The following is a 25,789-nucleotide window of genomic DNA, read 5'->3' as shown; positions in this document are numbered from 1 at the left end:
TTTCTTAAATCATTCTTTACTTGTCACAAATCCAGTGAAATCCCAGTCATCGGCTAGATCATTCCAATCGGGATTAATACTTTCTATCAAGTTAATTTTATATTCTCTTTTCCACTTTTTGATCAATTTTTCTCTCCTGATTGCAACAGTAGGATTGTCATGAACTTCAAACCATACTAATTGCTTAATATTATATTTCCCTACATGGGTTTCAAAAGTCGCGTTTTTATGGTCAAAAGTACGTTGCTTAATATCATTTGTTACGCCTACATAGAACAGCTTATTTTTAATATGAGCCATGATGTAGGTGTACATTGTTTTCATAATCTTCTCGTTTAATATTGAGCGAAGCCGTCCTGCGACGGCTTGACAAAAAAACAATCATTTGTTTCGCCTAGTATTGTCTTTTAAAATAGCCTACGCGGAAATATCGAATTGCTCAAAATGGTGACTTAAATGCTTTCGCTCCAGCAAAGTCCACTCATACTTAGTCAATTCCCCAAAAACAGCATTTTTTGTAGTTGCTTTAGGATTGCGTTTGAAATAATCTAAATATTCCTCACGGGCTTCTAGCATTTTAGCTTTGGCAGTTTCTAAGTCGTCGTGGTTTAAATCTTCTAGCTCACCATCTTTCATGAGTGGCATTTTATGGTTTTGTGGCATTTTATCATAATTCCACAAGGTAGCAGCTACTTTTTCCAAGTATTTCTCTGGTGTAGCGACTTCAAAATCTTGTCTTTGTCCAGCAGCAATGCGGTAACTCATTTCTAAATGTTCTACCATGTGTTGTGGTGTCATCGTTCCCCATTGAGGTGTCGCGTCAGCGTTTAATTTCGCGAAGGCGGAACGGATATAATCTTCAGTGATTTCTGGAAAAACAGTTTGTTTCTTTTCTACCATGGTAAGAATGGTGGCAACGGCAACTAGTGATGTTGCTTCTTCATCGGTCTTTCCGTTTTCATAATCTACAGGCTCTGCATCAAAAACTTCTACATACCATTTTACAATTCCAGATGGATGCTCACGACCAGCGACGTCACGCTCGCGTTTTTCTTTACAGGTCAATCGCACATAAATCGTGTCATTATGATACAGCGGTCGTAAAAAACGGATGTCTTCTAATCCATAATTTGCACTCACTGGACCTTTATTAGGATACACAAATAATCCTGCGGCCGCGCTGATGATAAAATAACCGTGTGCGGTACGTTTCTTAAAAATGCTTCCGTCTAGACTGGTAATATCTGTATGCGCATAGAAATGATCCCAAGTAAGATTTGCAAAATTCTGTATATCAGTATCGGTTAGTGTGCGTTTGTGCGTTTCCAGACTCATTCCAGGTTTTATGTCCTCGTAATGGTATGAGAACGGATGGTTTTCTGTCTTTTTATAATCAGAATTAGGCTGGTAAATTCCGGTGATTTCTGTGAGCGATGTCGGACTTCCTTGCACGGCGCATCGTTGCATGTAGTGCTTAATGCCTCGTAGTCCACCCATTTCTTCGCTACCACCAGCACGTCCTGGTCCACCGTGAATCAACAGCGGTAATGGCGATCCGTGACCGGTAGATTGTGGTGCACTATCTTTATTTAAGGTCAATATCCTACCGTGTGACGATGCGGCGTTTATGGTGTATGCTTTCGCGAAAGCGTCATCACTAGTAACTACACTGCTAACTAAGGAACCTTTACCCATGTGAGCAAGTTCTATAGCTTCATCTATATTTTTATATGGCATCAAGGTACTCACCGGACCAAAACACTCGATCTCGTGAACAGCAGTGTTTTTAAATGGCTGATCTTCTCGCATCAAGATAGGCGACATAAATGCACCTTGCTGTGCGCGATCACCATGAATCTCTACTTCATTTAAGTTTCCATAAACCAGGTTTGCGGTTTGAGCTATTTTATTGATTTGGTCTTTTAATGTTGCTTTCTGATCATTGTTAATCAATGCGCCCATACGTGTTTCTTTCAATAAAGGATCACCTATCACGGTTCTAGAAAGCTGTTTCCCTAGTGCGATTTGCACATCTTCCATCAGGTTTTCAGGAACTAGAATACGGCGTATTGCGGTACATTTTTGACCAGCTTTACTAGTCATTTCCTTGCGTACTTCTTTAATAAAAATATCAAACTCGGCTGTTCCAGGAACCGCATCTGGTCCTAAAACTGATGAATTTAAAGAATCTGCCTCCATATTAAATGGTACCGATTCCTCGAGCAATCGTGAATGTGCTTTTAATTTTCTTCCTGTATGTGCGCTACCCGTAAAGGTCACGACATCTTGGGAATTTACGGTATCTAGAATACTGGTGGTAAGTCCGCTTAATAATTGCAAAGCGCCTTCTGGCAAGATGCCTGAATCTATGATCTCGCGCACGACAGCTTCTGTAAGAAAGGCTGTTTGCGGTGCTGGCAACACTACTGCTGGCATACCTGCCATCCAGTTTACCGCACATTTTTCTAACATTCCCCAAACTGGGAAGTTGAACGCATTAATATGAACGGCAACTCCTTTACGTGGTACTAGAATGTGGTGCGCCATAAAACGACCACCACGAGATAAATCGATAGGATCGCCTTCTACAGCATAGCTCTGATCAGGAAAGAGTTTACGCAGACTTGCATTTGCAAACAAATTACCAAAACCACCTTCTATATCTACCCAGCTATCTGCTCGTGTAGCACCTGTTTTATAACTGATGTCGTAGAATTTTGCCTTACGTTTATTGAGATACAGCGCTAGTTTCTTAATCATGTTACCACGTTGCTGGAAGGTCATGTCTCGCAACACCTTACCATGATCGCGACCGTATTGCAGTGCGCTGGCAATATCTAAACCTTCTGTACTGGTTAGACCTATCACTTCTCCTGTGATAGCGTCGTACATATTACGTGTTGCTTTTTCTTCTCCGGCGATCCACTGGCCGTTAATGTAACTTTCTAGAATCATATGATATGGTAATTATCTCGCTTTCGCGAAAGCGTAAACACAAAACATTCATGCTACGAAATCGTTTTCAAAACAGCCACGAAAATAAGAAATCTAAAAATTGACAACCGCCAAAATTATTTTAATTCTAAGAATAAGTGAAAAGTAAGTGAAAAAGAAGCTATTTGTTAAGACTTTATAGATTCAATTTGGTATAAAACCAAAAGGAATAATTAAATAGGTTTTATAGTGCGGGTTTAAAAAGGTTCCATTCTTTTTTTGAAGAATAAAAAACGATATTCAGATCTTCTTTTCTTTTAATAGAAAGGACTGTTTAACGCTGTTAGGTTATGAGTTTTATGTAGATCATATTTTTGTGAAAGATGAATGCTGAAGATATCGTTTCTAAAGTCCTTAAATAAATGACAAAATTTACATCACTTATGTTCATTAAATTATATTTGCACCATTAACGAAAAAGTTTTCTTAAAACGCAATTATTACTAAAAATGGAAAAAGACATTCAGAGTTTTATCGATTTGATAAAAAGTAAAAATCCTAATGAGCCAGAGTTTATTCAGGCCGTTACTGAGGTTGCAGAAGCAGTAATACCTTTTATCAAAAATAATCCAAAATATGCTAGCGATAAGTTGCTAGAACGCATGGCAGAGCCAGAGCGCGTTACTATGTTCCGTGTGCCATGGACAGATGATAGTGGTGAGGTTCATGTGAACCGTGGTTACCGTATTCAGATGAATAGCGCTATAGGTCCTTATAAAGGTGGATTGAGATTTCACCCATCTGTTAACCTGAGTATTCTTAAATTTCTTGCTTTTGAGCAAGTGTTTAAAAATAGTTTAACCACGCTACCTATGGGTGGTGGTAAAGGTGGATCTGACTTTAATCCTAAAGGTAAATCAGACCGTGAGGTGATGCGTTTTTGTCAGTCATTTATGGTTGAACTACAGCGAGTTATAGGAGCAGATACTGATGTTCCTGCTGGAGATATAGGAGTAGGTGGTCGTGAGATTGGGTATCTTTTTGGGTACTATAAGAAGTTGAGAAATGAGTTTACTGGTATTCTTACAGGTAAAGGTCGCTCTTATGGTGGTTCTTTAATCCGTCCAGAGGCTACTGGATATGGTAATGTTTACTTTACTCAAAATATGTTAAAGACTCGTGGAGCATCTATAGAAGGAAAAACTACAGTGATATCTGGTTCTGGAAATGTAGCACAATTTGCCGCAGAGAAAATTTTGCAACTAGGTGGAAAAGTAGTGACTATGTCAGATTCTGGTGGTTACATTCACGATAAGGATGGGATAGATACAGATAAGCTTGCGTTTATTATGGATTTAAAAAATAATAAACGTGGTCGTATTTCAGAATATGTAGATCAATATCCTGGCGCTACCTATCATGAAGGTGAACGTCCATGGTCTGTAGCCTGTGATATCGCGTTACCATGTGCTACTCAAAACGAGTTAAATGGTGAAGAGGCAAAGATATTAGTCTCTAACGGTTGCATGTGTGTAGGTGAAGGAGCAAACATGCCATGTACTCCAGAAGCTATTGAACACTTCTTAGAAACAAAGATATTATTCTCTCCAGGAAAGGCGTCTAACGCTGGTGGAGTAGCAACTTCTGGTCTTGAGATGTCTCAAAACTCTATGCGCTACAGCTGGACTGCTCAAGAAGTAGATGATAAACTACAAGGCATCATGAACGATATTCATGAGGCATGTGTGGAGTATGGTAAAGATAGTGATGGTTTTGTAGATTATGTAAAAGGAGCAAACATTGCTGGATTTGTAAAAGTTGCTGATGCTATGCTGGCACAAGGGATTGTATAATCTAACTTGCGCAAAAGCGTTACCTAAGTACCAAAAACCTCTGAATTATTTTCAGAGGTTTTTTTATGTCTCATAGTAACCGCTTTATTATCTTATTTTTGCTGTAGATGTATCATTTTAAAAAATAAAAACGTTTGCTTTTTATGAAGCGATTACTCTTACTTATTTTATTTATTTCACAATGGTCTGTGGCGCAAGATTTCTCAAATAATTGGGAAGCTTTTTTCTCCTATTCAAACATTGTGGACTTAGATCAGTCTGGAAACTTGATATATGCTGCTAGTGATAATTCCATCTTTGTTTATAATACCACTTTAAACACTTTTGAAACTATTACAACTGTAAATGGTTTAAGTGGTGATTCTATTTCACAAATCCATTATAGTGAAAATAAAAGTTTACTAGTCGTAGCCTATGAAAATGGATTGATTCAAATTTTACCAGAAACAGGTGATGTTATCAATATAGTGTCTATAAGAGATAAACAAAGTATAGCACCGGCAGATAAAAGAATTAATGAGTTTCTTGAAAGTGGCGATTTGTTGTATATGGCAACAGATTTTGGTATCGCATTATATAATTTAGCCTTGCTAGAATTTGATAATACTTATTTTATAGGAGATAATGGAACTCAGTTGCAAATTAATTCCTTAGATATTTCTGGAGGATTCATTTATGCTGCAACTACTGGCGGTGGTATAAGAAGAGCCAGTATTGCAAATCCGTTTTTGCTAGATTTTATGAACTGGTCGCAACTCAATACTACAGATTGGGATGAAATGAACAGTTTTAATAATGAGATATATGGTGTGTCTGCAAGTCGTTTTATAGCTACTCCTGGAACTAATGGGGTTTTTGCTGGAATAGGGTTGCAGTTGCCTTCTAGAGCTAGAGATGTTCATACTACTGTAGATAGGGTTACTTATGTAACTAGAGATTTTATACTTATTTATGACACCTTATTTAATGAAGTCTATCGCCTGGCTGATCTGGATGGAGAAAGCTTTAATTATACCAGCGCTATTTTATTAGATAACGACCTTTACATAGGTACTGAAACTGCTGGAATGATACGGCAAAATATCCTAGACCCAACAGATTTTGAATTTATTGTTGCTGATGGGCCTTCCCGAAATTCTATTTTTTCTGTACAAACCTTGCCTAATGAACTATGGGTAACTTACGGTGCTCATTCCGTTTTTTATACGCCAGATAATGCACTTCTGGGAATAAGTCATCTGGTAGAAGAAGGATGGATCAACTATACCAGTGATGAGGTAAGTGGATTGCGTAGTATTCCTAATATAACTATTAATCCTGTTGATCCTAATGATATAGTCGTTCACTCTATGAATAATGGTTTGTTAGACTTTGAAAATGGTGTAGCTGGAATACAATATGGTATAAATAATAGTACGCTACTCAGTATATTACCACCATCAGATTTTTTTGTTAGAATACCAGATGGAGCTTATGATTCTCAAGGTAATTTATGGGTCATACAGTCTCAAGTAGATGAGGCTTTACATAAAAGAAATCCATCTAATCAGTGGACCGCTTATGATGTAGGTAATATTTATGATGAGGTAACAAGCTCTGGTAGTACGACAAAGATAGAAATTACTAGTAATGATAAGGTAATCTTTGGCTCAACCGGCGGTGGAGTGGTAGGGTTTGATCCAGCTATAGATCAGTTTTCAAGAATTACAGAAGGTATTCAAGAAGGTGATCTTATTAATAATTATGTCAGTTCTTTAAAGATCGACCAGCGCGGTCAGTTATGGATAGGCTCTAACCTGGGTTTAAGAGTTCTTTCCAGTGCAAACAGCCTTTTCACAGATAATATTCCAGATACTAGACCCATAATTATAGAAGATATTAATGGAATTCCTAGAGAACTCCTCGCAGATGAAGCCGTTCTGGATATAGAAGTGGATGGGAATAATAATAAATGGGTTGCTACAGGAAGTTCAGGTGCTTTTTTGTTCAATCCTAGTGGTCGCGAAACTATTTTTCAATTTACTAAGGATAACTCACCATTACCTGATAATGAAGTGCGTGATATAGCCATAGATGAAACGAGCGGCTTGATCTACTTTGCTACTAAAAATGGATTAGTAGCTTTTAAAGGTGATCGAGCAAGTGCGCCTCAAGATAACTTAAAAAATGTATACGCATTTCCTAATCCAGTACGACCAGGTTATGATGGGAATGTGACTATAGATGGGCTTACTAATCGAGCACGAGTAAAAATTACAGATATAGAAGGTAATCTAGTCTATGAAGCTATTTCTCAAGGAGGAAGCATTCTATGGGACACGCGTAGTTTTAGTGGTAATAAAGTAGCAAGTGGAGTCTACATGCTATTTATCTCTACAGATGATAATATAGAAACTACAGTTTCTAAGTTAATGATCATCAGGTAATATGCTCACACGCACACCAGCAATCGTATTATCTACGGTAAAATATAGTGAAGCAGACTTAATAGCTCGTTTATATACAAGAGAGTTAGGAACACAGTCCTACATGCTTAAAGGAGTGCGCAAATCCCGTAAAGGTAAATTAAGAGCTTCTTATTTCCAGCCACTGGTTCAATTAGAAATCGAGACTAACCATAAAGGAAAAGGTTCTTTAGAATACATTAAAGAAGCACAGGTCACTCCTGCTTATGATACCATTCATACAGACATCGTAAAGAGTAGTGTGGTCATGTTTTTTTCTGAGGTGCTTACTCAAGTCCTCACAGAACAACAATCCGATCCAGATTTATACGACTATTTATCCAGTATCTTCCAGTTTTTAGATCAGTCCAGTGCTGTAGCAAACTTTTCTATTAAAACCTTGCTAGATCTTACCACGTTCATGGGGTTTCAACCAGATATAACCACTTTAAATTATTCATACTTTAATTTACTCGATGGTAGCTTTGATGATAATGGAATGTTACCACACCATGCCACTTTAGAAGAAACTAACTTGATAAAACAATTTATAGGCACGAAATTTGATGAAATAAGTCAGATAAAAATGAATCGTGAAGAGCGCAATAGCCTGTTAAACTTGGTCATTGATTATTTTAAGATACATTTGCACGTTTTTAAAAAACCTACATCATTAACTATTCTCAAACAGCTGTTCGATTCGTGAAAAAGCTATTTCTTGTATTTTTAGTTATGTCTGTATTACCTGTTGCAGGACAGGTGGTTACGGTGGTGGATCAGGAATCTAATGAACCATTAGTTAATGTAGCTGTTTATAATAAGTCTAAATCTGAATCGGCTGTTTCTAATATTGAAGGGAAAGTAGATTTAAAAGACTTTACAAATGAAGAAATTATTTATTTCCAGAGTATTTCTTATGCTACTTTAAAAACATCTAAATCTAGATTACCAGTAAACAATGTTGTAAAGCTACAGCAGCAGTCTGACTTTTTTAATCCTATCATTATATCGGCTTCTAAGTTTGAACAGCGTGCGCAGGATATTCCCCAAAAAATATTTGCGATTCATAAGGATGAAATTGCCTTTAACAATCCGCAAACCAGTGCAGATTTGTTACAACAATCTGGCCAGGTGTTTGTTCAAAAATCCCAGCAAGGTGGTGGTAGCCCTATGATAAGAGGTTTTTCTACAAACAGACTCTTGCTCACAGTAGATGGAGTACGCATGAACTCTGCCATTTTTAGAAGCGGGAATTTACAAAACGTTATTTCTATAGATCCATTAAGTGTAGAGCGCAGTGAAGTTATCCTGGGACCTGGAAGTGTAGTTTATGGAAGTGACGCTATAGGAGGTGTGATGAACTTTTTTACTCTTAAACCTCAGTATCATCAAGACTCTTTGCAAGTTAGTGGAAATGGTTTGTTGAGATATGCTAGCGCAAATAATGAAAATACGGGACATCTCGATTTTAACATAGGAAGTAAAAAATGGGCAGCAGTAACTAGCATAACAGCAAATTTCTTTGATGATATGCGCATGGGATCGCATGGTCCAGATGAATATTTGAGAGAAAGTTATGTGGTACGACGTGATGGTCAGGACCTTTTAGTTACAAACGATGATCCATTAGTTCAACGTCCTACAGGTTATGATCAACTTAATCTGTTACAAAAATTCAGGTATCAACCTACTCAAGATTTTGAATTTGGTTTAGGGCTTATTTATTCTGCAACCAGTGATTTTCCTCGATATGATTCTTTAGATCGCTTTCGCGAAAGCGGAGAGCCTAGAAACTCAGAATGGTTTTATGGGCCACAAACATGGCTCATGACTAATTTTAATATCACCCATCGAGGTAATGGAAAATGGTACGATAAGGCAGTTTTAACCACCGCATATCAACGCTTTGAGGAAAGCAGAATTACTCGAAATTTTCAAGATCCTGAGCGTTTTGAAAATGCAGAGCAAGTGGACGCTATTTCTACATCCATAGACTTTACCAGGAGAGATCGTGAGTCTAATGCACTGTTTTATGGTGGAGAGTTTATCCATAACCGAGTAAGCTCTACGGGAACGGTTCAAAATATAGATACTAACACCTTTGCAGCTACCGCAACTCGTTATCCAGATGGTTCTACATGGCGCTCACTTGCCGCTTATGCGAGTTACCAGTGGAAAGTTTCTTCTCAAATGATCGTTAATAGTGGATTGCGTTATAACCATGTATGGATCGATTCTGATTTTACAGAAAATAACAGGTTTTTCAACTTCCCTTTTACAGCTGCAAATATTAACACTGGAGCATTAACAGGAGGAATAGGGGCTACTTATGTTACGGATCATAAATGGGAACTCAGAGCAAATTTAAGTACGGCATTTAGAGCACCTAATATAGATGATAAAGGAAAGATATTTGACCCTAGTCCTGGAACAGTTATCGTACCTAATCCAGATCTAGAATCAGAGTACTCATATAATGCTGAGTTAGGAATTAGAAAAACATGGAATAATAAATTCACCATTGATATAGATGCTTATTATACTTATTTAAAAGATGCTCTAGTTGCACAAGATTATGAACTGGATGGTCAGGATTTTATTGATTATCAAGGAGAATTGAGTAGAGTACAAGCCATACAAAATGGCGAAAGCGCTCATATCTACGGACTAGAAATAGGTCTTAATTATAAAATATCTGATCATTTAACCCTATTAGGACATTATAACCTTACTAAAGGTGAACAAGCTAGAGTGGACGGAACTGTTATTCCCGTGCGCCATGTTGCTCCGGCTTTTGGAGATTTACATATAAATTATCAAAAAGGTCAGTGGCAACTAGGAGTTTTTACTCAATTTAACGGGCAACTGAATAATGAAGATATTGCTCCAGTTTTACAAGATCGTGCGGCACTATTTGCCCTTGATCATAATGGAAATCCTTACTCACCATCGTGGTACACGCTTAATGTGAGGTCACGTTATAGTCTTAATGAGGCGTTATCATTTCATGTGACTCTAGAAAATATGACAGACCAGCGGTATAGAACTTATTCCTCTGGAGTAAGTGCTGCTGGAAGAAATTTTATTTTAGGGGCTCGATATCAATTTTAAAGTTCCATATTTATCCTTGTGTACTTAACCATCTCACTTGCTCAACAAACTTTTCAACTCCATGCTAGTGGAGCCGCTTATTGGGTAGAACAAGACACCATTCTCCTTGCCGATGTTCATTTGGGTAAAAGTGCACACTTTAGAAGAAACGGTATGGCTGTTCCTGCCAGTGCTGATGATAAGGAATACGATAAACTTAATGAGATTATTACGCTTTTTAACCCATCTAGGTTATGGTTTTTAGGAGATTTATTTCACTCTTATAAAAATGCTGAGTGGCATTTTTTTGAACAATGGGTGAGCATGCAGTCCATAGAACTGGCACTCATAATGGGAAACCACGATGTGATAGGTAAGTCTTCTTTTGAGCAATTAGGTATAAAAACCTATGAGCAGCTCACTATGGGAACTATTGTGTTAACACATCATCCTCAAGAAATAGATGGTAAGTTTAATATTGCGGGACACGTGCATCCTTCTATAAAAATGAAAGGAGTAGGAAGGCAGCGCATTAAATTATCCTGCTTTTTTAAAAATGAACATGGATTCATTCTCGCCGCTTTTGGCGATTTTACAGGAACTTACACCTTGCAACCTAAGAAAGGAAATCGAGTTTTTGCTATCGTAGAAGATGAAGTCATTGAATTAAAATAGATCAATCTCCACTATATTTAGGGTATGAAAAAAATATTCTCCATCCTCAATTTGATCAGTATTATATTTCTAATCGCTTGGAACGGTTATGCAAACACGGGAAACTATAATGGTAAAACGGTAGGCGAGTTGAGTGCTGAGTATAACAATCTTTTTACGCCTGCGAGTTATGCTTTTTCCATTTGGGGTATTATTTTTTTAATGCTTTTAGTATTTGGTATTTATGGAGTGTATCACGCTTTTGCAAAAGCAAATCAAAACAAACCTCTTGATAAAAACACAGATTTTATAAAAACAACAGCACCTTGGTTTTTAGTTGCCAATATCTTTTGTTCGGCTTGGGTGGTATTTTGGTTAGATGAGATGGTTGGGGTTTCTGTAATCTGTATGCTAGGAATACTGGTAAGTTTATTGATGTGCGTAAAGAAACTAGATATGGAAATATGGGACGCGCCATTTCCTATCATCGCTTTTGTATGGTGGCCATTATGTTTATATAGTGGATGGATCAGTGTAGCGACTATAGCAAACATAGCAGCATATTTGAACGGAACGTTTGATATAGCAGTAGAAATGCAAGTTTATGCTACGCTAGCAATGATTACAATTGCGTTTATAGTCAATTTGTTAATGGTGATTTATCGTAATATGCGCGAGTTTGCACTGGTAGGCGTTTGGGCACTGGTTGCTATATTTATGCGTTTCAGAACACCTATGGATGGGTTGAGTAAGTTAGCAACTAATCAAATAGCTTATTTGGCCATTACTTTAGCCTGTGTGTTAACTATAGTGATCGCCATGCATGGCTCTAGAAATATGAAGACGAATCCTTTTAAGAAATTTGTAGAGTGGAGAGTTTCTAAAGGGTCATGAATGAAAATACTTTGAAATTTGTTGCATCTAAAATAGGCGGGTTTATGCGATTGAACTCCACCTTATTTTAAGCTAAGTTACGACCTAGTGTTGTGACTGCACATGTGAGTAAATTTCATGTGCAGTCATCCTTGTGTAACTACGGTGTATAGAGTCTATATTTGGAACACTACTCCTAAACAACGATCTTAAAGTATTAGAAAGAGCCACTGTCTATACTCATCTAATAAGCTTTTTTATTTCATTAACATATTAATTAAAAGCAGGAGGCGTATCACCAGCTCCACAACAAGGTGTGTTAATAGTTACTGTAACTGCCGTCGTACCATTACCGCTTACACCACTGTAGCAATCATTAACACCATCATAAAAAGCAGCATAAAAAGTACCTGCATTCACGCTGTTTGCATTTGCTATTTTATTAGCATTGCTTGCTGGTGTAGCATTGTGCCATGTTACACTGGTTCCAGCTGGTGTATTGCTAGCTGTTATACTTGTTAGATCAGCTGTAGTGGCAGGACATACATTATTTAATGTAGACGCACTAAGGGCTGGAGCAGTAACACTTGCATTACAAGCTGGTGGTATGGTAGAGCAAATATTTCCTGCGTCTATAAGGATTGCAGCGTTAGATCCTTGAGCTGCCATTCCCATGACAAAAGTCATAGATGTCGCTGTAGCTGTGAAAGTGAACTGATCAGTTTGCCAGCCACCACCAGCAGTAGGATCCACGGTATAAGTTTGAAAAGTGGTGCCAACACCCATACGTAGATTACCTCCATTAGAGAAAGTTGATACAGCTATTCTTTGCCATTCCACTGGTATGGTGTATTGCTGCCCTACAGTTAATCCCGTCAAGGTTGTAAACCAAGATTCTTGAAAAGAATTTACTGATGTAATGTTTCCTGGACTTGAAATAAATAAACCCACAGTTCCAGAAGACACAGGCATACCAATATAATTTGTGATAGCTGCACCTGTAGGAGCGGCGTTAGTCTCAGTCAGATCAGGAGTTCCTACATAAGGAGTCCAACCTGTAGGAGTAGCATCACATGTTGTCTCAGTACCCATACACGGAGTTCCTTGTATATCTGGTAGGTCTAAACATATTTGTGCATTCATTTTAAAACTGAATAGCATTAAAATACCAAAAAGAATGAATACAAAACTTTTAGGTGCAGAAGAGTTGAAAAAAATATTTTTCATTGATGTTATTATTTTAATAATTTTCGAAAAACCCACTTTTTATGGTGTTATTTATTTTATTTTAATATTCAGGTTACCGAAATAACTTATCTTACCTTAAGAAAATTTAGATCAGAATTAGTTAAAAAACCAGTAATTATTTCTTTTTTATTGGGGTTTTAAACAATTAGATTTAATAAACCGGTTGCAAAGTTAATAGGTATTAAACTTTTACTGGATTTTTATGAAGTCCTAAAGTCGTATTAGATGAAAAGCTTATTTCATGGTTTAAACGCCTTAATATTTTGTGGGTAATTATTAAATAAAAGGTTTTAGTAGTGTTCGTGTAGTTTTTATAGTAATGAATGCTATAAAAAGAAACTTTGCGTAACCAACTTAACCGTCTATAAATGGATTAATTGCTATATCCATCTCTTATATTTGCAATCTATTAAAAGTGGTGGATTTGAGTTTTAATAAAATTCTAGAACAGTACCAAAAAGCCTCACAAACACAAAGTTTGCGGGAAGTTGCGTCTGGTTCTCAAGGTCACGCTCATTTAAGTGGTCTTAATGGTAGTTCTTTTACCATAGCTGCAAGTAGTGTTTTTAAAGAAGTAGAGAAACCTTTTTTAATTATTGCAAATGAGAAAGAGCAAGCCGCATACCTACTCAACGATTTTGAAAAAATGCTGGGTGATGATCGTGTGCTCTTCTACCCAGGTAGTTACAGAAGGCCGTATCAAATAGAAAAAACAGATAATGCAAATGTGTTATTACGAGCTGAGGTGCTCAATCGCATCAACTCTCGCAAGAAACCTGCGGTTATCGTTACTTATCCTGAGGCTCTTTTTGAAAAAGTAGTCACACGCAAGGAGCTAGAAAAAAACACGCTCAAGATTACGGTAGGCGACCAGATCTCTATAGATTTTGCAAATGAAGTGCTCTTTGAATACCAGTTCAAACGGGTAGATTTTGTAACAGAACCTGGAGAGTTTTCTGTACGTGGTGGAATATTAGATGTGTTCAGCTTTTCTCATGATGAGCCGTATCGTATAGAGTTTTTTGGAAATGAGATCGATACCATACGGGTCTTTGATGTAGAAACCCAACTTTCTAAAGAACAGATTAAAAAAATCTCTATTATTCCTAATGTTGAGCATAAAAAGTTAGAGGAAAACAGAGAATCTTTTTTAAAATATATATCGAGTAAGACCGTCATTTTTGCAGAGAATGTGGAGTTGCTCTATGGTCGTTTAGATGCGCTTTTCGCGAAAGCGGAACAAGCATATACTGAACTGCAAGGCGAGATCAGACAGCTCACACCAGAGGAGATATTCTGTGATGCCACACTTGTTAAAAAGCAACTGGCTGCTTATAACTTAATAGAATTAACAACTCAGTCGGGAACGGTTCAGTACCGCACGGCACCACAACCAGCCTTTAATAAACAGTTTGATTTACTAGTAGAAAACCTCAAAGAAAATGAGGCAAATGGTTATAAAACGTACCTGTTTTGTGGAACCGCACAACAGGCAAAAAGGTTTAAAGACATCTTTAACGATATGGGCGCACAGGTGCCGTATGAAACCGTGGTGATGACCTTGTTTCAAGGTTTTATAGACCATGACTTGCGCATAGCCTGTTATACAGATCACCAAATATTTGACCGTTATCATAAATTCCAGTTGAAGAATGGCTATGCAAAAAAACAGGCCATTACGCTCAAAGAGTTAAATACTTTAGAGATAGGTGATTATGTAACACACATCGATCATGGAATAGGAAAATTTGGTGGGCTTCAAAAGATTGATGTAAACGGTACCAAACAAGAAGCGATTAAACTGGTCTATGGTGAGCGCGATATTCTTTATGTTTCCATTCACTCGCTCCATAAAATCACTAAATATTCCAGTAAAGATGGAAAAGCGCCTAAGGTCTATAAACTGGGTAGTCCAGCTTGGAAAAAATTAAAGGCTAAGACAAAGACTAAGGTAAAACAAATCGCCTTTGACTTAATCCAGTTATATGCAAAGAGACGTGCTAAAAAAGGGTTTCAATTTGAACCCGATGGCTACTTGCAAAACGAGCTCGAAGCTAGTTTTATTTATGAAGATACACCAGACCAGTCCACCGCCACGGCTGATGTAAAAGCAGACATGGAAAGCGATCGACCTATGGACCGATTAGTTTGTGGAGACGTAGGTTTTGGGAAGACTGAGGTGGCGATACGTGCCGCTTTTAAGGCAGCTGTTAATGGTAAACAAGTCGCAGTACTTGTTCCTACCACCATACTTGCTTTTCAACATGCTAAATCTTTTAAAGAACGACTCGGTAATTTACCAGTTAACGTAGAGTATCTCAACAGATTTAGAACTGCCAAAGAACGCAAAGGAGTTCTAGAAGGACTGGCAAACGGTCAAGTAGATATAGTCATAGGAACGCATCAACTCGTGAGTAAATCGGTGCAATTTAAAGACTTAGGATTATTGATTATAGATGAGGAACAAAAATTTGGTGTAGGAGTAAAGGATAAACTTAAAACGATTAAAGAAAATATAGACACACTTACTTTAACGGCTACGCCTATTCCTAGAACCTTACAGTTCTCATTAATGGCGGCACGTGATTTAAGTGTGATTAAAACCGCTCCGCCTAACAGGCACCCTATAGAATCCAGAGTCGTGCGATTTTCTGAAGAGGTGATACGAGATGCTGTGAGTTATGAATTATCTCGTGGTGGTCAGGTATTCTTTGTTCATAATCGTATCGAAAATATTAAAGAAGTTGCAGGAATGATCCAGCGCTCCGTGCCTGATGCTCGTATAGGGATAGGTCATGGACAAATGGATGGTAAAAAACTGGAAAGCTTAATGCTGGCTTTTATGAATGGCGAGTTTGATGTACTAGTAGCGACTACTATTATAGAAAGTGGTCTAGATGTGCCTAATGCTAACACGATTTTCATTAATAATGCCAACAACTTTGGACTATCAGACTTGCATCAAATGCGTGGAAGGGTAGGACGTAGTAATAAAAAAGCATTTTGTTACTTCATCACGCCACCTTATGATATGATGACTGATGATGCCCGCAAGAGAATCCAAGCTGTAGAAACATTCTCTGAACTAGGTAGCGGTTTTAATATTGCTATGAAAGACCTAGAAATAAGAGGTGCAGGAGATATTTTAGGTGGAGAGCAAAGTGGTTTCATGAATGAAATAGGTTTTGATACCTATCAAAAAATTCTCAACGAGGCCATAGAAGAACTTAAAGAAAATGAGTTCAAAGATCTATATGATGAGCAGGTTACTACTGATAAAATTCACGTAAGCGATGTGACTATAGATACGGAGTTTGAATTGCTTTACCCAGATGATTATATCAACTCCATTACCGAGCGTTTAGCGCTTTATTCTAAACTCAATGAAGTAAAGGATGAAAAGGAACTTGCCGTTTATAAGAAAGAACTGGTAGATCGTTTTGGTGAATTACCTGAACAGGCTGAGGATTTACTTACTAGTATTCAATTAAAATGGGTAGCGGCTAGAATGGGACTTGAAAAAGTGATCATGAAGCAGGATAAGCTCATAGGCTATTTTATAGCAGACCAGCAAAGTAAATTTTACCAGAGCGATGCCTTTTCAAAAGTTCTACAAGCCGTGCAGCAACAGCCTAAGGTATTGCGCATGAAAGAGAAACAAACGCGCGCAGGATTGAGACTGCTCCTAAGTGTAGAAAATGTAAAAACGGTAGATAGAGCATATAAAATCTTAGAAGCGATTATACCTGTTCCAGAAAAAGTAAGTTCTGTTACTGATTAATATCAAAATGGTATGTGACATTAAAAAACGCCTTGTTCTTTTTAGAATAAGGCGTTTTAGGATGACGCTTTCGCGAAAGCGTGAACTTATTTTCACAGTCTTAATAATACCAATTTGTGTTTGTAAATTCAATTTGGTATAAGAACTCTAATTTAGAACCACTGGCTCCATGGTATTCTAGAAAGAACTAGAATGAAAGTGAGCGAGTAGAAAATTGCGAGCATTTTAAACTTACCGTGACTTATAATTTTTTTCTTGTGTTTAGAGTAACCTATTGTAAGTAACGTGATCGCTATAATCATGGTTAAAGGATGTTCCACGAGCATTAATCGAGCATCTGGGTTACCCATAACTTCTTTCATACCACCAGACCAAGCGTTAAACCACGAAGATGTGAAGTAGAGCACTAGACCTATCAATAATTGAATATGTGTTACAATAAGGCCACCTAGCGCTAGACTGAAATCACGATTGCCAAATTCTTTTTTAGTAAAAAAGCCGATTAGTGAATTAACAGTAGCTATACCTAGTACTAATACAACGATGTATGCCCATCCAGAATGTGCGTGTTTTAAAATTTCCATAGAATTATTTTGAAGTACAAAAATAACTATAAACTAGAAACCCTACTCAGGTGAGTAGGGTTTCTTTATGAAAGGTATGTTTAAAATACTTCTTAGTTAAAGATATATCTTAAACCTACTTGCATTTGCCATCTAGAAGAACGTGTTCCACCATCATCGATTACCTCGATATCATCATTTGTGAAATTAGGATCAAATGTGAATTCTGGGTTTGGACCACCTTGCTCAGTAGTAATTAATCCTACTTCACCGAAGTTAGGTACAAAGGTTCTTTCTCCCCAGTCCTTATTTAGTAAGTTAGCAAAGTTAAAGATGTCTAAAGAGATCTGTAACGTATTCTTGTTCTCCTTATTTGCTCCTGTATAGATAGAGAAATCTTGTAAGAACTTAAGGTCTATACTGTGGTTCCAAGACGCACGACTTGCGTTTGCTTCTGCATATTTACCACGACGTGTGCTCAAGTAATCATCATTTTCAATGAATCTGTCTAATGCAGCATACTGCTCAGCAGCTGTTACCAGTGTACCATCTCCTCTTGTGAAATCTACTAGGTTAATATCACTTGCGCTTGCAGGTACATAGATTAAAGCGTTATCACGAGAATCATCTCCTAATAGGTCTCTTCCTTCATTATAGATGTAAGATACTCTACCACCATTCTGTCCTGTATAGAAAACACCAAATGTAGTTGCCATGTTCTCGTTCCAGTCTTTTCTATAAGTCGCATTTGCTATGATCTGGTGACCTGTTGCAAATTGAGAGTTCTGTACTTGTGCGTTATTCTTACCGTTAACAGATAGTACATTTCTCCACTGGCTACTGTTTTGAGAAGAAGTTCCTTCAAAAATCATTTTACCATCACCATAAGTATAAGCTACTTGACCTCCAAAACCATTTGTAACAGGCTTAGTTAAAGTGAATGTTGCGTTATAAGAATAACCTTCATCTGTGTTAGATCCTAAGTAGATGTTACTGTAAGTGTTATCTATTCTACTTCTATCATAGTATGGACGGTTATCAGCTCCGTTTAAAGTTCCTACAGGACCTGTAGAGTTTAGGTTTTGATAAGTTACATCACTTAAAACTTCATTGTAAAGGAAATCAGCAGATGCGATTAATCCCCAAATGTTAGTTTTTTGATCGATACCTATGTTCATCTTCAAACGTTGTGGTAATCTAAAGTCAGGAGAGAATAAGTCAATTTGTCCACCTAACTGACCACTACCTGGAGCAGCTCCATTACCGATAGGTTGATTTCCTGGATTAGGATCAAACAATAATTGTCCTGGATCAAAATCTCTTTCATCTACTGAACCTATAGAAACACCATTGTTATTATATGCACCACCTGGCCATACTAGAGGAATTCTAGAAGTAAATACTCCTATACCACCACGTACTTGTGTAGAGTTATCTCCTTTAACATCCCAGTTAAAACCTAATCTAGGTGCAAAATGTAGTTGACTCTTAATAGGCGTTCCTACTCTTGCGCCTTCTAAGTCCTTCCCAGCAGCTTCTAGTAAAGCTACAGTACGAGTATTAAAGTCTTCATTAACAGTTCCGTCTTCAAAGAATGGCATGTCTAGACGTAAACCATATGTTAAACGGAAGTTATCTGTAACGTTCCAAGCGTCTTGTAGATAAAAACCTAACATAGAGTATTTGAATGCAGCAGCAGCAGCTGTAATGTCATCTCCAGTTGTTCCTGCTGGATCAAGAAGAGAGTAGCTGTAGTCATATGCATCTGGAGTTACATCATTGGTAGGATCGTTATCAAAATAAGTGTTAAAATCGCTAAGACTTAAGAATTGATATTGTCCAAAGTTTTGTCTTACAAAAACGTTTCTTACATCAAAGTGCTCAAAACTACCACCTATAGTAAAGTTGTGCGCACCAGATTGAATCTCAAAGTTGTTAGTTACATTAAACAGCTTTTGGTTTAAGATATTACCTGTTGAGAAAGCCTCAGAACCAAAGGTAATACGACCATTTGCTCCATCATTAATTCTTACTCTAGGGAAATTATTACCAATCGGGTCTCTATCGTCATTTACGGTAGAGTAACCTATCACTAAGTTGTTAGATAGGTTAGACCCATTAGTCGTTCTCCACTCAAATGTAGAACTGTTAGTCTCAGATGTGAATAGGATACCTGCATTAGCAAAATTAATGTTATTTGCGTTACTTAAACTAGGTGAATTAGAAGCTCCACTTACATAGTTATGCTTGAAGGTAAATGTGTTTTTATCGTTTAGGTTATAGTCTAAACGTAAAGTAAACGTATCTGAAGTTAAAGACTGTGTTCCATCTTCAAAGTTTCCTGGATTGTACCCAAAAGCGTTGATTAAGTTATCGCGTAATCCCTGGATATCTGCTAGTGATGAGTCACCATTATAAGCACTTGCGTCAAAGAAACGTGGAGTTTCTTCATCTTGTCTTTCATAGTTTAAGAAGAAGAATAACTTATCCTTAATAATAGGACCACCTATTCTCATCCCTATACGAGAGGCAGTGAATTCATCTAATTTTTCTCTATCATCTGCTTCAAATCCACCTGGAGTTTTACCAGCTAAGTCTTCGCTTCTGTAGTATCCATAAGCAGATCCTGCCCATTTATTAGTTCCAGAACGAGTAATTGCATTAATAGCTCCACCTGCAAAACCAGACTGACGAACATCAAATGGTGCAAGGTTAACAGAGAATGATTCAATAGCGTCTAGTGAGATAGGGTTTACACCTATTTGACCACCATTAGTTCCTGTAGAAGCAAGTCCAAAAACATCATTACTTACGGCTCCATCAATGTAGAACGAATTGTAACGATTGTTCTGACCACCTAAGCTTATTCCACCACCTTCAGCCACTTGAGCTTGAGGAGTTTTTCTTAATAGATCTTGAATATCACGAGTTACCGTAGGTAGAGTTTCAATTTCACGAGTAGAAATGTTAGTTTCTGGTCCCGTTTTTCCTGAATCAAAAACACCATCTCTTACAGCATCTATTACAATCGCATCTAGAGCGTTTGTGCTATCCTCAAGAGTAGCATCTATCTTTTCAGATTCTCCTAATTGTAAATAAATGTCACTTAAAGTGATTTCATTCTTACCTATGTAAGAAATAGTAATGGTGTAAGGTCCACCTACACGCATGTTGTTAATACGGTAGTAACCATCTATATCTGTAGATGATCCATACTTTGTATTAGTAGGAGTGTGCACTGCAACAACAGTAGCTCCTAGAAGAGGTTCATTCTCTGCTTCGAGAATACGACCGTTAATACTCGAGGTAGTTACCTGAGCACTTACAGCCATAGAGCTTAAGAAAAGCCCAATTGCAAAAAGAAATTGTAATGTTTTTTTCATTTTCAATTAGTTTAGTTTGAGTTGCAAAAATACTCATGAAATGAGGTTCTAATATTAACTTAACATTAAGGATGTTAAAAATATTTAAAAAATAAATACTTGATTATCAAAGAGTTATTTTTTAAATTGTGAAAAACGTTTTAATAAAGCGGTAGTTGAGCCATCATGGCCGTCATATTTATGATTTTCAATATCATTAAGGATGGTATCAGCAAGAACTTTTCCTAATTCTACACCCCATTGATCATAGCTGTAAATATTCCAGATCACACCTTCGGTAAAAATTTTGTGTTCATACATAGCCACTAGTTTACCTATACTTTGTGGTGTTAATTCATTTATTAAAATAGTGGTGGTAGGTTGATCTCCCGCAAATACTTTGTAGGGTAAGAGTTGCTCTATTTCTTCAGTGTTTTTTCCAGATTTTTCTAAATCTTGGCGAGCTTCTTTAGCTGTTTTTCCATTCATTAAAGCTTCGGTCTGGGCTATGAAATTTGCCATGAGCTTATTATGGTGGTCAGGTTGGTTGTATTTCGCTTTCGCGAAAGCGATAAAATGAGCAGGAATCAACTTAGTACCTTGATGAATTAACTGAAAAAAGGCATGTTGTGAGTTTGTACCTGGTTCTCCCCAAATAATGTTCCCAGTATCATAAGTGACTTGATGTCCATTACGGTCTACGCTTTTACCATTACTTTCCATAATGGCTTGTTGTAAATAAGCAGGTAATCTATGTAAATACTGCGTGTATGGGATAATGGCCTCACTTTGTGCCATGTAAAAATTATTATACCAGATGGACATTAGTGCCAGTTGTACTGGTATGTTTTTATCAAATGAGGTGTTCTTAAAATGATTATCCATCTCGTGAGCGCCATCTAGTAGGGCTTGAAAGTTCTGTGTTCCTATCCCTAGTGCAACAGACATTCCTACGGTGCTCCATAAAGAGAAACGACCACCTACCCAGTCAAACATCGGGAAGATATTTGTTGCATCTATTCCAAAGTTTACTGCTTTATCTACATTACTACTTACAGCAATAAAGTGTTGTGAAACAGCCTCAGTGCTTACTTTTTCTTTAAACCAGTTTCTTATGGTTGTCGCGTTAGTAAGTGTTTCTTGAGTTCCAAAGGATTTAGAAACGATCACAAATAGGGTGGTCTCTGGATTTATTTTTTTAAGAATCTCTTCTACGTGATCACCTTCTACATTTGATACAAAATGTAAGTTCATGTCATTTTTATAAGCTTGTAATGATTCATAAATCATTACAGGTCCTAAATCGCTACCACCTATCCCTATATTAACCACTGTATCAAACTTTTTACCGCTTGCGGTTAATGTCTTGCCATTTAAAACGTTATCTACATAGGTAAACATCTTTTGTTTACTTTCTAGAGCTGCTGTTACATGGTCTTTAATGCTGTCTGTTGTTGCGTTTTGAGGCGTTCTTAAAGCGGTATGCAATACAGCGCGCTGCTCTGTTGCGTTTATAGTGGCGCCGTTAAAATAAGAGTCTATCGCACCTTTAAGATCACAATCATGGGCTAGTGCTGTAAGGTGTTTTACTGTACTTTCAGTTACAAGGTTCTTTGAGAAATCTACAAAGAAATCTTTATCGATTAGGGTGAGTTTTTCAGCTCTAGATGGATCTGTTTTAAACTGTTCTCTAAGGCTAAAATGATCAAAGTCTTCAAAATGTTTTTCTAATTGAAGCCAGGCTTCCGTTTCTGTAGGGTTTATATTTCTCATAGAATAGTTTGGTCTTGATCGTTTTTAAAGGGTAGTAAGTCTATTTTTTCCTTAAGAGGTTGTATAAACTGTAAGTAATCTTCCATTTTTTCTTTTGGTAAAGGATCTGCGCTAGGTAAGTTTTGCTTGTATGGATCTACTTGTCTACCATTTACCCAAAAGCGGTAACATACATGTGGTCCTGTAGCTAGTCCTGTAGATCCTACAGTTCCTATTACCTGTCCTTGCTTTACGCGCTGGCCTACTTTTACTTTACGTTTAGTCATGTGTAAATACTGAGTGGAGTAGGTGCCGTTATGTTTTACTTTTACATAATTACCATTTCCTCGAGTATAACCAGATTTTACGACCACACCATTTGCTGTGGATACGATAGGTGTACCATAAGCTGCGGCATAGTCTGTTCCTTTATGAGCTTTCCAGCGTTTTTGTACAGGATGGAATCTACGTTTTGTAAAACGGCTCGATATTCTTGAATAATTCACAGGTGCTTTTAAGAAAAAGCTACGCAGTGTTTTACCGTTTTCATCATAGTAATCACTGATGCCTGCATGGGAATTAACTTGGTAATCAAAGGCGTAAAATGGTGTTTTATCTGTTTCAAAAACTGCAGCTTCTATACTTTCTAAACCTGCATAAATGCTGTCATTAATGTAACGTTCTGTATAAATCATTTTAAAACGATCACCTTTTTGAAGTCTAAAAAAGTCTATGGACCAGCGATAAATATCAGATAATTCATAAATGGCGCTCATCCCTAATCCTTCTTCTTCCATAGCCTCAGAAAGTGTAGAGTTGATCACACCACTTGCTGTTTTTTTTAGGTACGTGATAGGGTGTTTATCCTTGTAAGCTATTAAACTATCAGCAAAGTTGAGTACTACGTAGTCTATTTTATTAGGTTCGTAGATAAAAGCCTCTGGAGTTCCTAAACTGTCTTTTCTTTTTAGAATTTTATAAGGCTTTCCTACTTGAATACGGCGCACATCATAAATAGAGTCTAGGGCTTGTGCAGCAGTGTAAACGCTCTGTCCATCTACTAAGTGAGGATCTATAATGTTCCCAAAGGTGTCACCACTCTTTACGGTATCTGTAACTACCTCATAATTATTAAGGTCATAACCGTATTGCATTACTGGTAGGATCACTTCAGCAACTTCTGGTTCTTGATATACTTCTTTTTCTTTACACGAGGTAAGCGTTATTCCCAGTGTTAGGGCAACTACTAGAAATTTTTTCATTGAATTATTTTGTATTAAAAATGTGTTCTACCCATTGTTTTCCCCAGTTGTCTAGATCTTCTTGATTCCATAACTCTGGATAAAAAATGATTTTTTGAAAACTAGGCGGCAAGAATTTCTTCCAGTTAGTGCCTCCAGTTGCTTTTATAGGGTCATCTTCTTTTCTTAAATAGCGATGAGCACTACCCATGTGCATGAGTTTCCAGTTGATATTTGCATTTTGATCGTGAGCGCGCATGGCGTCTTTTAATTCTTGAGTTTTTTCTTCTTCAGGCAGTTGTAAATAACGGCGATAAATATTTGTGTCTTTTACCTCATTTACTATGCGCAAGAATCTAGGTGTGTAACGTTCTTCAAACTGTTTTAGTGTAAGCGTTTTTTCACCAGTATGCATATCTATACCACCTTGTTTCCAGTAACAGTGATTATAAAGTTCTGTGAGGTCTTTGTTTTCGCTTTCGCGGAAGCGTTCTCTAACATCTGGATGCACGACATTAATTAAGTCACTACTATAAAACTCTATCATGCGGAACTGGGCACTCTGGAATCCACTCGCCGGTAATAATGACATGCGGAATTTTAAGAATTGTTCACGTTCCATTCCTTTAATCATTACCTCAAAAGAACTTATTAATATTCCAAAATAACGATTAATACGGCGCATCTTTTCTGCAAAGAAGCTACCGGTTAAGTTCTCATTTTCTATAATCTGTAATTGCTCGTGAATAATTAATTTAAAATAGAGCTCTGTAATTTGATGATATCCTATGAAAATCATCTCATCTGGAAAATGTGTAGAGGGAACTTGTAGACTTAGTAAAGTGTCTAGTCTTATGTAATCCCAGTAGGTAATGTACTGGTCATAAAGCAACCCATCTAGGTAAGAGAGCATGTCTTGCCCAGAATTTTTAAATTTTTTTTCCAGTAACTGGATTCTTTCTGCGATCTCGGGACTGACTTCTTGTGACATGAAACGTTTTAAGGGTTTTACAAAGGTAATGATACTGTAGAAACCTTAAAACGCTTATTTTAAATTAATGCCAAGTAGAATTTATACTGTATGAATGAAAAATATTTTTTGCTGATTATTTAGATATGGTTATGCAAAGAATTTTAAGCTTCTATGAAGTGAAAAATAACTCCATTTATTACAGCGACATTGCAAATACAAAAAGGTATTACTTAGCGATAGTCTTAAATTGATATTTTAATCCTTTAAAAGCATCTAGGTCTGCTGTAAGTGATCCTACGGCTAGTTTTGCTTTAATTTTAAGTGGTATTTTATTCTCATCATCACTGATCCATACGGTAAGACTTTCTTCTTCTTTAAAGACGCGACCTGATTGCACATAAGGCCTAAACTCTAGTGCTGGTATTTTACCAAATTTAGTTCTGATCGTATCGCGACCTAAAAATTTTAATTTAAAATCAAAATTTTCTTTATCAAAGAACATAGGTAATTTAAACTCATCTCCTTCTTTTAATGTAGTGATGTCCACAATAGATCTCAGGTGATAAAAGGCACTCATCATGTCTTGGGTAGAAGGCTCTATATTCATAGTTTCTACCTTGTTGCGCTTTTTATCATTAATCACGGCTGTTCCTGCGACGTGGTTAAAATCTATTTGAATATCTTTAGTGTGTCCGCCTTCATCTATATCACGTATAAATCTATAGGGTTTTACCGTAGTGCGATCTATGTAGGTTTCATAGCGGTCATCTACTTTAAAGAATAGATGTAGTAACCCTGTAGATTTTCCTCTTCCTTTAATGTGGTATACTTCTTTACCATCCAGTCTGCCTTCTTTTACATGTAAGGTGGCATAACTGGCGTTAAAAACCCCATAATGGATTCTAAAACGGAACCATTCACCTTTTTTAAAAGCTATTTCTGGTGGAGTAGTTGTAGAGGTAAATGATGTTGTAAAAATGAATATGGTGGATAATATAAGGATGGTCTTTTTCATAATGCT

16 protein-coding genes are annotated in these 25,789 nt (G+C 37.1%); 7 read left to right on the top strand and 9 right to left on the bottom strand.

What is annotated here, in order from left to right; genetic code table 11:
- Positions 1-9 precede the first annotated feature (9 nt).
- Both ACTF48_RS06310 and paaZ read right to left on the bottom strand, forming a co-directional pair.
- The gene (locus tag ACTF48_RS06310) at positions 10-324 is read right to left on the bottom strand and encodes a GIY-YIG nuclease family protein (RefSeq protein ID WP_438962302.1); all 315 of its coding nucleotides are present in this window, start codon (positions 322-324) and stop codon (positions 10-12) included.
- A 93-nt stretch (positions 325-417) separates the two neighbouring features.
- Positions 418-2,955, bottom strand: coding sequence for a phenylacetic acid degradation bifunctional protein PaaZ (paaZ, locus tag ACTF48_RS06305; RefSeq protein ID WP_438962301.1), 2,538 nt, complete (start codon positions 2,953-2,955; stop codon positions 418-420).
- Positions 2,956-3,443: 488 nt separating this feature from the next.
- Between paaZ and gdhA the strand changes: the two genes are divergently transcribed.
- The 6 genes from gdhA to ACTF48_RS06275 all read left to right on the top strand — a co-directional run bounded on the left by gdhA (position 3,444) and on the right by ACTF48_RS06275 (position 11,869).
- Positions 3,444-4,787: an NADP-specific glutamate dehydrogenase gene (gdhA, locus tag ACTF48_RS06300; protein ID WP_438962300.1), complete on the top strand. Its 1,344-nt coding sequence runs from the start codon at positions 3,444-3,446 to the stop codon at positions 4,785-4,787.
- Between the two features lie 143 nt (positions 4,788-4,930).
- Entirely contained in the window at positions 4,931-7,213 is a 2,283-nt protein-coding gene (gene porZ / locus ACTF48_RS06295) for a type IX secretion system anionic LPS delivery protein PorZ (RefSeq protein ID WP_438962299.1), read from the top strand.
- Position 7,214: 1 nt separating this feature from the next.
- Positions 7,215-7,937, top strand: a complete 723-nt coding sequence (gene recO, locus ACTF48_RS06290; protein WP_438962298.1) for a DNA repair protein RecO — start codon at positions 7,215-7,217, stop codon at positions 7,935-7,937.
- Positions 7,934-10,342, top strand: a complete 2,409-nt coding sequence (locus ACTF48_RS06285; protein ID WP_438962297.1) for a TonB-dependent receptor — start codon at positions 7,934-7,936, stop codon at positions 10,340-10,342. The genes recO and ACTF48_RS06285 overlap by 4 nt, the downstream gene beginning before the upstream one ends.
- An 18-nt stretch (positions 10,343-10,360) precedes the next feature.
- On the top strand, positions 10,361-10,996 hold the full coding sequence (pdeM, locus tag ACTF48_RS06280; protein ID WP_438962296.1) for a ligase-associated DNA damage response endonuclease PdeM: 636 nt from the start codon (positions 10,361-10,363) through the stop codon (positions 10,994-10,996).
- Positions 10,997-11,020: 24 nt separating this feature from the next.
- Positions 11,021-11,869 carry a hypothetical protein gene (locus ACTF48_RS06275; protein WP_438962295.1) on the top strand — a complete coding sequence of 283 codons (849 nt, stop codon included), beginning with the start codon at positions 11,021-11,023 and terminating at the stop codon, positions 11,867-11,869.
- 252 nt (positions 11,870-12,121) lie between these two features.
- Here ACTF48_RS06275 and ACTF48_RS06270 read toward each other — a convergent pair whose 3' ends face one another.
- A complete protein-coding gene (locus ACTF48_RS06270) occupies positions 12,122-13,075 on the bottom strand; it encodes a hypothetical protein (protein ID WP_438962294.1) in 954 nt (317 codons plus the stop codon).
- A gap of 445 nt (positions 13,076-13,520) precedes the next feature.
- Here ACTF48_RS06270 and mfd point away from each other — a divergent pair, with 445 nt between their 5' ends.
- Positions 13,521-16,877, top strand: a complete 3,357-nt coding sequence (mfd, locus tag ACTF48_RS06265; protein WP_438962293.1) for a transcription-repair coupling factor — start codon at positions 13,521-13,523, stop codon at positions 16,875-16,877.
- A 152-nt stretch (positions 16,878-17,029) separates the two neighbouring features.
- Here mfd and ACTF48_RS06260 read toward each other — a convergent pair whose 3' ends face one another.
- The 6 genes from ACTF48_RS06260 to ACTF48_RS06235 all read right to left on the bottom strand — a co-directional run bounded on the left by ACTF48_RS06260 (position 17,030) and on the right by ACTF48_RS06235 (position 25,783).
- Positions 17,030-17,461: a hypothetical protein gene (locus ACTF48_RS06260; RefSeq protein ID WP_438962292.1), complete on the bottom strand. Its 432-nt coding sequence runs from the start codon at positions 17,459-17,461 to the stop codon at positions 17,030-17,032.
- A gap of 92 nt (positions 17,462-17,553) precedes the next feature.
- Positions 17,554-20,823 (bottom strand): TonB-dependent receptor, encoded by a 3,270-nt coding sequence (locus tag ACTF48_RS06255; RefSeq protein ID WP_438962291.1) that lies wholly within the window; start codon positions 20,821-20,823, stop codon positions 17,554-17,556.
- A gap of 114 nt (positions 20,824-20,937) precedes the next feature.
- Positions 20,938-22,575, bottom strand: a complete 1,638-nt coding sequence (gene pgi / locus ACTF48_RS06250; protein ID WP_438962290.1) for a glucose-6-phosphate isomerase — start codon at positions 22,573-22,575, stop codon at positions 20,938-20,940.
- Positions 22,572-23,816, bottom strand: coding sequence for a M23 family metallopeptidase (locus tag ACTF48_RS06245; protein WP_438962289.1), 1,245 nt, complete (start codon positions 23,814-23,816; stop codon positions 22,572-22,574). Before ACTF48_RS06245 ends, pgi begins: the two co-directional genes overlap by 4 nt.
- A 4-nt stretch (positions 23,817-23,820) precedes the next feature.
- Positions 23,821-24,786 carry a tryptophan 2,3-dioxygenase family protein gene (locus ACTF48_RS06240; protein WP_438962288.1) on the bottom strand — a complete coding sequence of 322 codons (966 nt, stop codon included), beginning with the start codon at positions 24,784-24,786 and terminating at the stop codon, positions 23,821-23,823.
- Positions 24,787-24,994: 208 nt separating this feature from the next.
- Positions 24,995-25,783 carry a DUF3108 domain-containing protein gene (locus tag ACTF48_RS06235; RefSeq protein ID WP_438962287.1) on the bottom strand — a complete coding sequence of 263 codons (789 nt, stop codon included), beginning with the start codon at positions 25,781-25,783 and terminating at the stop codon, positions 24,995-24,997.
- Between the last annotated feature and the right edge of the window lie 6 nt (positions 25,784-25,789).

Origin of the sequence: Nonlabens sp. (genome assembly GCF_965660805.1) — a bacterium.
Taxonomy (GTDB): domain Bacteria; phylum Bacteroidota; class Bacteroidia; order Flavobacteriales; family Flavobacteriaceae; genus Nonlabens.
Note: the sequence above shows the minus strand (reverse complement) of the source record. Positions and strands in the feature narration are given on the sequence as shown.

Excerpts from the sequence above, each read along its gene's own strand:
- ACTF48_RS06310 (WP_438962302.1), bottom strand. The coding sequence starts at position 324 with ATGAAAACAATGTACACCTACATCATGGCTCATATTAAAAATAAGCTG.
- paaZ (WP_438962301.1), bottom strand. The coding sequence starts at position 2,955 with ATGATTCTAGAAAGTTACATTAACGGCCAGTGGATCGCCGGAGAAGAA.
- gdhA (WP_438962300.1), top strand. The coding sequence starts at position 3,444 with ATGGAAAAAGACATTCAGAGTTTTATCGATTTGATAAAAAGTAAAAAT.
- porZ (WP_438962299.1), top strand. The coding sequence starts at position 4,931 with ATGAAGCGATTACTCTTACTTATTTTATTTATTTCACAATGGTCTGTG.
- recO (WP_438962298.1), top strand. The coding sequence starts at position 7,215 with ATGCTCACACGCACACCAGCAATCGTATTATCTACGGTAAAATATAGT.
- ACTF48_RS06275 (WP_438962295.1), top strand. The coding sequence starts at position 11,021 with ATGAAAAAAATATTCTCCATCCTCAATTTGATCAGTATTATATTTCTA.
- ACTF48_RS06270 (WP_438962294.1), bottom strand. The coding sequence starts at position 13,075 with ATGAAAAATATTTTTTTCAACTCTTCTGCACCTAAAAGTTTTGTATTC.
- ACTF48_RS06260 (WP_438962292.1), bottom strand. The coding sequence starts at position 17,461 with ATGGAAATTTTAAAACACGCACATTCTGGATGGGCATACATCGTTGTA.
- ACTF48_RS06255 (WP_438962291.1), bottom strand. The coding sequence starts at position 20,823 with ATGAAAAAAACATTACAATTTCTTTTTGCAATTGGGCTTTTCTTAAGC.
- pgi (WP_438962290.1), bottom strand. The coding sequence starts at position 22,575 with ATGAGAAATATAAACCCTACAGAAACGGAAGCCTGGCTTCAATTAGAA.
- ACTF48_RS06245 (WP_438962289.1), bottom strand. The coding sequence starts at position 23,816 with ATGAAAAAATTTCTAGTAGTTGCCCTAACACTGGGAATAACGCTTACC.
- ACTF48_RS06240 (WP_438962288.1), bottom strand. The coding sequence starts at position 24,786 with ATGTCACAAGAAGTCAGTCCCGAGATCGCAGAAAGAATCCAGTTACTG.
- ACTF48_RS06235 (WP_438962287.1), bottom strand. The coding sequence starts at position 25,783 with ATGAAAAAGACCATCCTTATATTATCCACCATATTCATTTTTACAACA.